Genomic DNA, 11,007 nt, shown 5'->3' with positions numbered 1-11,007 from the left:
GTCGGCTGATCGCCTTGGACGAGACCCGGCAGGCCAACGCGCTGTGGCCGCGGCCGGGAGCTGGAGACGAGTGGCGGGGGGGCGGGGCCCCCCCCCCCCCCCCCCCACGACACGACGGTGCTCCGCCGGCCCCGGACAGCAGAGTGGGGGCCCGTCCAAACCCCCGGGGCGGGCCCCCACTCTGCGCCGCCGACCCCACCCTGCGCCGCCGACCCCGCACCGCGGAAGTTCGCGGGCTTTCCACGCCCGCCGACGCTTCCCCACCACCCGACCGACTCCACCCCTGATCAGCTCCACCACCCCGCCGGGCCCCATCGCCTGCTGACCCCATCGCCTGCTGGACGATGATGTGCTGGAACGGGGGTGGAAGATGACAAGGGACCAGTCACCAGAGCAGCGACCGGATCCCCGGCTGCCGCGCGGTCCCGGCTGGGACGCGCAGGTCGGTGCGCGCCGCGCCGACGACATCACGGCCCGGCTCGCCGCCGAGGAGGCCAGCCAGGCCGCCGGCGAGGAGATCGGCGACCAGACGCTGATCACGCCCGCCGGATCGCTGCCCGCCGGATCGCTGCCGTGGCAACCGGGTCCTCCCCCGCCGGTGCCTCCGCCGGCACCGGCCCCGGTCTACGGCGGGCCGCCGCTGCCGGCGCGCGACGACCGGATTCGACCCACCGCGCGAAGGGAACGAGGCTGGCTGCGCCGGCTGTTTCGGCGGTGAGCCGGCCCGGTTCCGCCCCGCGCCCTGAAGCGGCGCCGCCGAATTCGTTCGCGGTGCCGCCACATGCGTCCCAGGCGCTGCCACATCCGTCCCAGGCGCCGCCGCACCCGTCCCAGGTGTCGCCGCAACCGTCCACGGCACCCCTACCCGGGCTGGGTGTGGGCCCGGCGCGGCGGCGGACCTACGCCGTGTGGGAGCTGACCCTGGCGTGCAACCTGGCGTGCGGGCACTGCGGCTCGCGCGCCGGGGCCCGGCGTCCGGCGGAGCTGTCGACCGCGCAGGCCCTCGACGTGGTGGCCCAGCTCGACGCCGTCGGCGTGGACGAGGTCACGCTCATCGGCGGGGAGGCGTTCCTGCGCCGGGACTGGCTGACGATCGCCGCCGAGATCACCCGGCGAGGAATGGGCTGCACGGTCACGACCGGCGGCTACCGGCTGAGCGCGGCGATGGCGCGCGGCCTGCGGGCGGCCGGCGTCACCCAGTGCTCGGTGTCCGTGGACGGCATGACCGCCACCCACGATCGACTTCGCGGACGGGCGGGCTCGTGGGAGTCGTGCTTTCGGACGATGGAACGCCTGCGGTCGGCCGGGGTCGAGGCGACCTGCAACACGCAGATCAACCGGCTGACCGCGCCGGAGCTCCCGGAGCTGTACCAGCGGCTGCGCTCCGCGGGCGTCGTCGCCTGGCAGTGGCAGCTCACCGTCCCGATGGGCAACGCGGCCGACCACGCCGACCTGCTGCTCCAGCCGGTCGAGCTGCTCGAGGTGTTCCCGTTGCTCGCCCGGATCGCCCGGCGCGCCCGCCAGGACGGCGTCCGGATCCACGCCGGGAACAACGTCGGCTACTACGGCCCCTACGAGCGGCTGCTGCGCTCCCCCGAGGGCGCGGCCTTCTGGAGCGGCTGCCAGGCCGGGCTGTCCACCCTCGGCATCGAATCGGACGGCACGATCAAGGGTTGCCCGTCGCTGCCCACGCGGGACTACGCCGGGGGGAACATCCGTGACCGCAGCCTCACCGACCTGCTGCGCGACGCCCCCGAGCTCGGCCTCAACCTGACGGCGGGCACGGCGGCCGCGGCCGAGAACCTGTGGGGCTTCTGCCGCGGCTGCGCCTTCGCGGACGTCTGCCGCGGCGGCTGCACCTGGACCGCCCACACCATCTTCGGCCGCCCCGGCAACAATCCCTACTGCCACCACCGCGCGCTGACGCACCAGCGGGCCGGCCGGCGGGAACGGCTCGTCCAGACCGCCCCGCCGCCCGGCGAACCGTTCGACCACGGCCTGTTCGCCCTCGTCGAGGAGGACCTGGACGCTGCCTGGCCCACGACCGAACGCCCCCGCCTCGCCGGGACGGACATCCGCTGGCCCGCCGACTGGGTCGACTGACGCCCCGGGAGCGCGATTCCGCCGAAACGGTCCGCATTAGGGTTACTGGCGAGAATCGCCTGATACGTATGGGGATGGTCGCGCGTGACCAGCGAGGAGCCGCACGAGTCCGGGCGACGCCGACAACGATCCGACCTTGCCGACGGGTAGGCCAGGCTTTTACCGAAGGTGCTGCCTGGCGGCCTCCAGATCGGCGGACCTCGTGTCTGCCATCTCCACACGGAAGGGGTATGTCCCCGCTGCGGTGAACGTGTCGTGGATCGGCATGATGAGCGAGGTGAGGCGACGGACGTTCGCGTCGCCGATCGGCGTCCACAGCGCGGCGCAGTGCTCGTCGGTCTCGACCTCGATCTGCTCGCGCGCCGCGATGCCGGCATCGGTCGCGGTGCCGTCGCCGTTGAGCCAGCCGCGTGCGACGAGGCGTGTCGTTGCCGCCGCCACCTCCTCGTCGTTCCACAGCCGGGTGGCACGTGCGATGGCTTCCGGGAAGTGACCTGTCGCGGTTTGCAGAACGTTGCAGTCGCACGGCCCGAGGTTGTTGGCGGCGAGCACGATGACATGCGCGTCGCCGCGCCACTCGCGCAGCACCGTGATCTGCTGCCACAGCGCGACGAGCGGATCCGGTGGGAGGGTGACCGAGACGTTGGCGGCAGCCATCGTCTTTCCGGCGTAGTCGGCACTCGCGACGACCGTGTCGATCAGCGATCGTGCCTCCGCGATCTGATCGGCGGTGAGGTTCACGTCGACGCGCTGCAACGCACGATCGACGGCCGCGAAGCGGGCGGCCTGCCACTGCTCTGGCGTTGCGGTATCCCACACGCCTGCCATGGCCTGCACCGACCGCGGGCTGAAGTTGTAGAAGGCCGCGAGCGTGACCTGCCACGGGACTGCGCCCATCGGGGCCGACCGGAACGCGAAGTACGCCGGTCCGTACTCGATCACGCCGAGCTTGGCGGCCTCTTCCGGTGCCTCGGGGATGAAGTAGATGAACAGGTGGGTCGCGTTGATGGCGAGGCTGACCTCGCGGACGGCATTCATGTCTGTCCTGGCATGACCAAAGGTGCTGGCGAGATGCATCGCAGGTTGTCTCCTGGCAAGTCGACGGATCAACGTCCGGTGCGGGGCGGCGAAGGGGTGACCGCACTCGATCTCAAGCGGTGAAGTGCAAGATCGTATTCGGGTCTGTCCGGTAGGTCAGGACGGTTCCGACGCGGTGATCCGGGCAAGGATTGCGCCAAGTTCTTGCACTTCGATCCGGACCGTGTCTCCCGGTGCCAGGTAGGAGCGGTGGTCGGACAACTCCTGGATGCAGCCGGTGCCCACGGGGCCGCTGGCGAGGATGTCACCGGCTCGCAGCGTGGTACCGCGCGACGCGTGCGCCAGCATCTCGCCGAACGACCAGTGGATCTCGTCCCAGCTGCCGCCGCCGTAATGCTCGTCGTTGACGTATCCGTCCATCCGCAGCGCATAGCCCTTGTCCGAGCGGTAGGGCTCCAGCTCGTCGGGGGTGACGAGGAACGGGCCGAGGCTGGTCGAGGCGTCCTTGCTTTTGGACGGGCCGAACACGAACCCCATCTCACTCGCAGAGATATCGCGTGCGCTCCAGTCGCAGTAGACCAGGTAGCCGGCGATGTGCTTCTCCGCCGTGGCGGCGTCGAGGTTTGCACAGTCTCCGGCGATCACCGCGGCGACCTCGACCTCGTAGTCCCACAACTGCGTGTCCGGGGCGATGGGGATCGTGTCGCACGGTCCCTTGATCGCCGCCGGGTTGGAGAAGTAGAAGAGCGGATACTCGTACCAGACCGGACTGACCGTGCCGTCGCCGACAGCTGCCTTACCCGCGTTGCTGACGTGGCGCTCGAACGCGGCGAAGTCCCGGACCGCCGGAGGTACGGGCATCGGCGCCAGCAGGTGGGCCGTGGCCAGATCGACGATCTCGGCCGGTTCCCTGGTTGCGGCGGCTGCCAGCCCGCCTTCGGCGCGCAGCAGCTCCAGCAGGCCCGCGCCCAGGGCGTGGATGGTGTTGCCGTGCACCACGCCGCAGCGGGTGGAGCCGTCCGCGCCGCGGTAGCTGACCCACCTCATCGGGCAGGCACCGCCCGGGCGTAGTCGCAGAGTCGCCGTACGTCGGCGGATGCGGAAGCCCGAGGGTCGCCGGTGATCACGGCCGTCCTCATGCGGCCACCGTCCGCGCGAACTTGCGGATCTCCTCGGCGAACAGCTCCGGCTGCTCCAGAGCGGCGAAGTGGCCGCCCGCGGGGATGTCGTCGTTGAAGTAGCGCAGGTCGTGGTAGGCGCGCTCGGCCCAGAGGCGCGGGGTACGCGTCAGTTCGTCCGGGAAGACGCTGACCCCGACGGGAAGGTCCAGCTCGGTCAGAACGAGCGGCTGGCGAGCGTACTCCCAGTACAGGCGGGCGGAGGAAGCACCGGTTCCGGTGAACCAGTAAAGGGAGATGTGGTCGAGGATCTCATCGGGGGTGAGGGCGTCGGGCCGGGCCCAGTCGAGGAACTTCTCGTAGATCCACGCGGCCTGGCCGGCCGGCGAGTCGGTCAGGGCGTAGCCGATGGTCTGCGGCCGGGTGCGCTGCAGGACGTGGTATCCGGAATGGCCGGCGAAGAAGCGGCTGCCCTGTTCAAGTGCGGCCTTCTCCTGCGGGGTCGGATCGTCGCCGACCGGCGGTGCGGCGAGGAACTCGGGGAAGTTGACGTGGATCGCGCGCAGGCCCGCCGGGCGCTGCGCCCCCATGCGGGTCGCGACGACACCGCCCCAGTCGCCGCCCTGGGCCAGGTAGGAGTCATGGCCGAGGCGCTGCATGAGTACGCCGTACGCACGGGCGATCCGGTCCGGGTCCCAGCCGGTGGAGGTGGGCTGGTCGGAAAAGCCGTAGCCGGGCATCGAGGGGATGACGAGGTGGAAGCCGTGGTCAGTGAGCGGGCCGACGGTCTTGAGGAACTCCAGGAACGAGCCCGGCCATCCGTGCAGCAGCAACAGGGCAGTGGCCTCGGGATGTGGCGAGCGCACGTGCATGAAGTGGATGCCGAGACCGTCGATGGTGGTGCGGAACTGGCCCAGCTCGTTGAGCTGCCGCTCCAGCGTGCGCCAGTCGTAGCCGGTGGCCCAGTAGTCCAGGAGTTCGGCGAGTCGCTCCCGTTGCACTCCCTGGCTGCTGTCCGCCACTGTCTCCCGGCCGGCAAGGCGTACCCGGCGCAGTCGGTCCTTCAGATCCTCCAGGGCACTGTCCGGGATGTCGATGCGAAACGGTGTCACGCTGTCCGATGTCACGATCACCACGGTGCCGCCACACGGGGTCCGCGGTCCAATGATTGTTCCGTAAAACGTAATACGAAGCCCGCATAACACCAGCTAGAGTGGGTTGGTGTCCGATCCCTTCCCCGCGCCCGTGGACCTCGACCTGCGGCTGGTGCAGTGCTTCACGGTGGTCGCCGAGCACCAGCATTTCGGCCGTGCTGCCGAGGCGCTGCACACCACCCAGCCGTCACTGAGCCGGCAGATCCGCCGCCTCGAACAGCAGGTGGGCGTCCGCCTGCTGGACCGCACCACCCGCGGCACCCGGCTCAGCGAGGCCGGCGAGATCTTCCTGCCCCAGGCCACGGGGCTGCTGCGCGCCGCGGTCGAGGCGATGGCCCGCACCCGGGCCGCGGCCCGGCCCAGCAGCGTCACCATCGGCTACACCAGGGGGCTGATCATCACTGCGGCCGTGCGCGCCCTGCGCGACCGCAATCCCGATGCCGAAGTCCACACCCGCCTGCTCGCCTGGAACGACTCGCGCGGCGCGTTGCTGGAGCACCGCGTCGACGCGGTGGTGACGCGCCTGCCGTTCCCCACAGACCAGCTTCACATCGCCGTCCTCTACGACGAGCCGCGCGTGCTGGTCGTGCCTCGGGATCATCGGTTGGCCGGCAGGGAGTGGGTCACCCTCGACGACATCGCCGACGAGCCGATCCCCCACGTACGCCAGTCCGACCCGTTGCTGAACGCCTACTGGCGGCTCGATCCTCGGCCCGACGGGCGGCCCGCACCCGACGGCCCCCTGGTCGAAGCCCTTGAGGACAAACACGAACTCATCGCCGCCGGGCAGGCTGTGGCCATCGGGCCGCCCCTCGACTACGCGACCGGCCTGCATCCCAGCCTCACCACCATCCCGTTGCAGGGGGTCGAGCCCAGCCAGGTCGTGCTCGCCACTCGCGCCAGCGACCGCAGCCGCCTGGTCACCGCTTTCCGCAAGCATGCCGAAGCTCTGCTTACCGGAACCCACCGGGCTGGACCGATGCGCACAACGTGATCCGCGGGGACTCCGCCCGCATACACGAGCGCCGCCGACCACGACGAGGGGATGGAACGGCTCGCCGCCTACCGGGCCGGTGGCATCCCCGAGCAGGCTTGATCGTCGACGTCGACGTCGACGTCGAGGCCGTGCTCGTCCGCGTGGCGCGGTTGCGCGGAACAGCAGGCGTCGGCCGGCATCCGGCCACCGCCAGCAGGCGGCCGATCAGACCCGAATGAGGATTTCTCCGTGGAGCACGCTGATCCACCCGTCGGGGTGATCGGCCCAGTCATGCCAGGCGTCGGCGAGTTCGCGAAGGTCCTCACTGGTGGCCAGGTCCGAGGTCAGCAGCTGGTCCGCCACTGCGGACTTCGTGATCCGGTCGGCCCACATGTCGCCCCATTCGCGACGAGCATTCGGGTCGGCGTAGCACCAGGTGGACGATGACGCCGTGACGTCGCCGGCGCCGGCGGCGTGCGCCCAACCGAGGAGGTGGCGTCCCGCGTCGGGTTCGCCCCCGTTTGCTCGTGCCGCCCGTCGGTAGAGGTCGCGCCACCGCTCGAGGCCAGCGCTCGCCGGGTGCCAGGTGAAGCCCGCGTAGTCGCCGTCGCGGGCAGCGACGACTCCACCCGGGCGACAGACGCGGATCATCTCGCGCAGTGCGGCCACCGGATCTGCGACGTGCTGCAGCACCTGGTGAGCGTGGACGACGTCAAAACTCGCGTCGGGAAGTTCCAGGGCGTGGATGTCGCCGACGAGGAAGTCGACGGTGGTGCAGCCCCGTCGAGCGGCTTCGGTTCGAGCGAGTTCCAGAATGGCCTCGGACGTCTCCATCGCAGTGACCCGTCCGGGAGCTACACGCTCCGCGAGATCAACCGTGATCGTGCCAGGGCCGCTGCCCACGTCGAGCACCGACAGTCCGGGGCGCAGGTCCGCGAGCAGGTAGGCAGCGGAGTTCTCCGCGGTCCTGGTGCGGTGCGATCTCAGGACGCTCTCGGTGTGTCCGTGCGTGTAGATGGGAGCGTTGGGCATGCGCGGAACTTAACATTCCGTTCCGCAGAATGGAATCGATATCTCACTATGTGAGATGCCCTGGTCGAGGCCGTCGGCGCGTTGGACCGTCTGCCTGGCGATCGTCGAGCGGGTGGGGACGCCGCCTAGGACACGTCGGCGTCCGGGGCCGGTCGGCGGGAGCGGATGAGCTGTTCCTGGGCGATCGCGAGGACCAGGTTGCCCGCGGCATCCCGGACCGAGCCGGAGTACAGCCCGAGCCCGCTGGCGGCGCTGCTGGGCCACATCTCCAGGGTCAACCCGTCGTCGGCCCGCGCCGGGGCGTGGAACCAGATCGAGTGGCTGACGCTGGATTCCGTGCTGGCGATGCCGGGATCGGCGTGCTGGCCGAAGCCGGTGCCGATGTCGGACATGTAGGCGACGGCGCAGGTGTGGGTCAGCCAGTCGTCCGACAGCGGGCCGACGGGGAGGATCTCGGCGTGGTCCGGGAAGAAGAACCGGTCGCCCTGCTGGTGGCGGGGGGTGAACTCGCACAGGTCGAGCAGGAGCATCCGGTGCTTGTCCGGCGGCTCGGTGTAGGTGCGGCCCAGCCGCGGCACCGCGTCGAGGACGAAGTCCCCCGTGCCCCGGGTGAACGACGTGACCATCGAGAAGATCACCTTGTCGTCCTGGAGGGCGACGACCCGGCGCGCCGAGAAGGAACGGCCGTCGCGATCGCGGTCGACGTGCAGGATGACCGGGGCGTCGAGCCGCCCGGCGCGCAGGAAGTAGCCGTGCAGCGAGTGCGGCCGACGGTCGGGTTCCATGGTCATCGCCGCCGCCCGCAGCGCCAGGGCCAGGATCTGGCCGCCGTAAAGCGGATAGCCGCCGGTGTCGACCAGGCTCACCGACTGGAAGTCATCCTCGCCGACCCGGACGATCTGCAACGCCTGCTCAAGGGTCTGGGCGACGGAATGCCCGCTCACCTGCTCATCACTCGCACGGGACCGACGTTCCCACAGCCGCTGGCGAGACAGCAACAGTTGCCGCAGCCGTAGGACGAAGCCGACACGGGAGCGACGCCGACTCGACCGAGGGCCGGCGAGCGTCCGAGTGCTGTCCTGGCCTGCCTGGGATTCGCATCGGTGCTTGATCGAAATCTCCGAGGATGTCGTCATCACCGTTGACTATCTTGCTGCATCACCCTCGTCCATCAGGAGCTATCCGGCGGCGACGCTCCACGTCACCAGCGAGATCGTGACGTGGGGGCGTCTCTACGACTCCGGGGCGGCCCTACGACTCCGGGGCGGCCCTACGACTCGCCGACGACTTCACGACTCCAGGGGAGAGAGGAGATCGAACAGGTAGACACCGCGGTTTCCGGCCGCCGTGACCATGGCGGAGTCGGCGCTCCAGGCACAGTCGTACAGGTCGCCGTCGACTCGCATCATCGCGGCGCAGCGTCCGGTCGCCACCTCCCACACGCACAGCGACCCGTCGTTCCCGACGCCGGCGATCCAGGTGCCGTTCGGCGCCACCGCCACCGCGTTCACCCAGCTCGTGTGGCCGGTGAGGCGGGCGCGCTGCCGGCCGGTGGCCACCTCCCAGATCCGCACCGACCCGTCGAAGTCGCCGGCGCTGGCGACCCAGGAGCCGTCGGGCGCCACCGCCACCGCGCTCACCGCGCCGGCGTGATCGGGCCCGCGGGCGCGTTCCTGGCCGGTGGCCACATCCCAGATCCGCACCGAGCTCTCGCGGTCGCCGGCACTGGCGATCCAGGTACCGTCCGGCGCCACCGCCACCGCGTTCACCCATCTGGCGTGGCCGGTGAGGCGAGCACGTTCCCGGCCGGTCGCCACCTCCCAGATCCGCACCGACCCGTCACCGCCAGCACTGACGATCCACGTACCGTCCGGCGCCACCGCCAACGCGCGCACCCAGCCCGTGCTACCGGTGAGGCGAGCACGTTCCCGGCCGGTGGCCACCTCCCAGATCCGCACCGACCCGTCGCGGCCGGCACTGACGATCCAGGTACCGGCCGGCGCCACCGCCACCGCGTGCACCGCATAGGAGTGGCCGGTGACATTGCGTCGAAGCGCGGGGTGGGGTAGATCCGGCAGCGGCCAGTGGTTCACCAGCCGAGTCCGTCCCAGGGTGGTCTGCACGGCGACAACCTGCGGTGCCCAGGACGCCTCCTGGTGCAGGCGGCTGTGCAGCACATCCACCACGAACCGGGCCGGGTCGGTGGGGGCCAGCAGGTGCGCGACGCGGGAGAGTCCGGCGCGCAGCGACGGCGCCCGGCTGCCGGGCACCGACGACAGATCCGTGAACGGTGCCACCGGGCCGAACCGCCGCAGCCGGGCACCCACCCACCGCAGATCACCGGCGACCGCGTCCGCCTCATCGACCCGGCCCGCGGCGAGCAGGTGCGCCACCAGGTAGTCCCACAGATACGGCTGATCCTCGTCGAGTTCCCACCACGCGACCGCGGGGCAGGGCACCCCCTCCACCAGCGGCCTCGCGGCGGGCAGGCCGGCCGCCACCGCGTCGACCAGCAGGCCGTCCAGCGTGGCGATGCGGGCCTCGCCGAGCTGTGCCCGCATGAAGTCCCGGACCACGTCATGCAGGGACACCACTCCCCTGTCGGGGTCCAGCGTGATCAGCGACAACTGATCCATCCGTACGCACAGCCGCCGGCCCGCCATGGGATCGAGCCCCGCGCTCGCTCGCCACAGCAGCAGCAGCAATCCGACCGGCACCGACTCGTCCTCGGCAAAGATGCCCAGCTCGGCCAGCCGCAGCGCACCGTCCCCGGGCAGCAGACCACTGCCTGCCTCGATCGTGGCCCGGGCCGCCCGCGCCCGCTGCGCAGGCTCCCCCAGATGGCGACGCTCCACGCGCCATCCTCAAATCAGAAGTTCCACAGATGGTTCTGCCGTCGACTAAAATTGCTGGTCATGGAGTTGCGGCAGTTGGAGTACTTCGTCGCCGTCGCCGAGGAGCAGAACTTCACCCGGGCGGCCGGGCGGGTGCACATCAGCCAGTCCGGGGTCAGCGCCCAGATCCGTCAGTTGGAACGCGAGCTCGGCGCCGAGCTGTTCGACCGGTCGGCGCGCACCGTCACGCTCACCGTCGCGGGCAAGGCCGCGCTCGAACACGCCCGCGCCGCGCTCGCCGCCGCCGAGGCGGTGAGCCAGGCGGTCGGCGAGGTGACCGGCCTGATCCGCGGCCGACTCGCCCTCGGCATGGTCATCGGCTGCACCATCACGCCGCTGTTCGACGCCCTCGCCGCCTTCCACCGGGCGCATCCCGCCGTGGTGGTCTCGCTGCTGGAGGACTCCTCCGACCGCCTCGCCGACGGGGTGCGCGCCGGCGCGCTCGACCTCGCCCTCGTCGGCACCGCGGACGCCACCGTCGAGGGGGTGGAGTCGCTGACCATCGTCAGCGAGCGCCTCGTCGCGGCCGTGCCGCCCGACCACCCCCTGGCGCGACGGCGTCGGGTCACCCTGCGGGACCTGGAGTCCTACCCGATCGTCTGCATGCCGCCGGGGACCGGCCTGCGCGCCGTGTTCGACGAGGCCTGCGCCGCGCAGCGCCGGCGGCCGGTGATCGCCCTACAGGCCAGCGC

General features: G+C 71.0%; 10 protein-coding genes. 4 read left to right on the top strand and 6 right to left on the bottom strand.

Annotated elements, in window-relative coordinates:
- Window positions 1-370: 370 nt before the first annotated feature.
- Together ND748_RS16300 and ND748_RS16295 are read left to right on the top strand one after the other, a co-directional pair.
- The gene (locus tag ND748_RS16300; protein WP_251746661.1) at window positions 371-718 is read left to right on the top strand and encodes a hypothetical protein; all 348 of its coding nucleotides are present in this window, start codon (window positions 371-373) and stop codon (window positions 716-718) included.
- Between the two features lie 188 nt (window positions 719-906).
- The gene (locus tag ND748_RS16295; RefSeq protein WP_251746660.1) at window positions 907-2,103 is read left to right on the top strand and encodes a radical SAM/SPASM domain-containing protein; all 1,197 of its coding nucleotides are present in this window, start codon (window positions 907-909) and stop codon (window positions 2,101-2,103) included.
- A gap of 159 nt (window positions 2,104-2,262) precedes the next feature.
- Here the strand turns inward: ND748_RS16295 and ND748_RS16290 are convergent, their stop codons facing one another.
- The 3 genes from ND748_RS16290 to ND748_RS16280 all read right to left on the bottom strand — a co-directional run bounded on the left by ND748_RS16290 (window position 2,263) and on the right by ND748_RS16280 (window position 5,386).
- Window positions 2,263-3,180, bottom strand: coding sequence for a hypothetical protein (locus ND748_RS16290; protein WP_251746659.1), 918 nt, complete (start codon window positions 3,178-3,180; stop codon window positions 2,263-2,265).
- A gap of 117 nt (window positions 3,181-3,297) precedes the next feature.
- Window positions 3,298-4,188: a fumarylacetoacetate hydrolase family protein gene (locus tag ND748_RS16285; protein ID WP_251746658.1), complete on the bottom strand. Its 891-nt coding sequence runs from the start codon at window positions 4,186-4,188 to the stop codon at window positions 3,298-3,300.
- A gap of 88 nt (window positions 4,189-4,276) precedes the next feature.
- The gene (locus ND748_RS16280; RefSeq protein WP_251746657.1) at window positions 4,277-5,386 is read right to left on the bottom strand and encodes an epoxide hydrolase family protein; all 1,110 of its coding nucleotides are present in this window, start codon (window positions 5,384-5,386) and stop codon (window positions 4,277-4,279) included.
- A 94-nt stretch (window positions 5,387-5,480) separates the two neighbouring features.
- Between ND748_RS16280 and ND748_RS16275 the strand changes: the two genes are divergently transcribed.
- The gene (locus tag ND748_RS16275; protein WP_251746656.1) at window positions 5,481-6,407 is read left to right on the top strand and encodes a LysR family transcriptional regulator; all 927 of its coding nucleotides are present in this window, start codon (window positions 5,481-5,483) and stop codon (window positions 6,405-6,407) included.
- Between the two features lie 207 nt (window positions 6,408-6,614).
- Here ND748_RS16275 and ND748_RS16270 read toward each other — a convergent pair whose 3' ends face one another.
- From ND748_RS16270 to ND748_RS16260, 3 genes are all read right to left on the bottom strand, one after another.
- Window positions 6,615-7,421 carry a methyltransferase domain-containing protein gene (locus tag ND748_RS16270; protein ID WP_251746655.1) on the bottom strand — a complete coding sequence of 269 codons (807 nt, stop codon included), beginning with the start codon at window positions 7,419-7,421 and terminating at the stop codon, window positions 6,615-6,617.
- A gap of 125 nt (window positions 7,422-7,546) precedes the next feature.
- Window positions 7,547-8,365: an acyl-CoA thioesterase domain-containing protein gene (locus tag ND748_RS16265; protein ID WP_251746654.1), complete on the bottom strand. Its 819-nt coding sequence runs from the start codon at window positions 8,363-8,365 to the stop codon at window positions 7,547-7,549.
- Between the two features lie 345 nt (window positions 8,366-8,710).
- Window positions 8,711-10,276: a hypothetical protein gene (locus ND748_RS16260; protein WP_251746653.1), complete on the bottom strand. Its 1,566-nt coding sequence runs from the start codon at window positions 10,274-10,276 to the stop codon at window positions 8,711-8,713.
- Window positions 10,277-10,336: 60 nt separating this feature from the next.
- Here ND748_RS16260 and ND748_RS16255 point away from each other — a divergent pair.
- On the top strand, window positions 10,337-11,007 hold a 671-nt coding region (locus tag ND748_RS16255; protein ID WP_251746652.1), incomplete at its 3' end, for a LysR family transcriptional regulator.

Origin of the sequence: Frankia sp. AiPs1, from assembly GCF_023716945.1 — a bacterium.
Taxonomy (GTDB): Bacteria; Actinomycetota; Actinomycetes; order Frankiales; family Frankiaceae; genus Frankia.
This window is presented reverse-complemented; position numbering and strand designations above follow the sequence as displayed.

What these genes read in the sequence shown, in the direction of transcription:
- ND748_RS16270 (WP_251746655.1), bottom strand. Translation starts at nt 7,421, where the DNA reads ATGCCCAACGCTCCCATCTACACGCACGGACACACCGAGAGCGTCCTG.
- ND748_RS16285 (WP_251746658.1), bottom strand. Translation starts at nt 4,188, where the DNA reads ATGAGGTGGGTCAGCTACCGCGGCGCGGACGGCTCCACCCGCTGCGGC.
- ND748_RS16290 (WP_251746659.1), bottom strand. Translation starts at nt 3,180, where the DNA reads ATGCATCTCGCCAGCACCTTTGGTCATGCCAGGACAGACATGAATGCC.
- ND748_RS16300 (WP_251746661.1), top strand. Translation starts at nt 371, where the DNA reads ATGACAAGGGACCAGTCACCAGAGCAGCGACCGGATCCCCGGCTGCCG.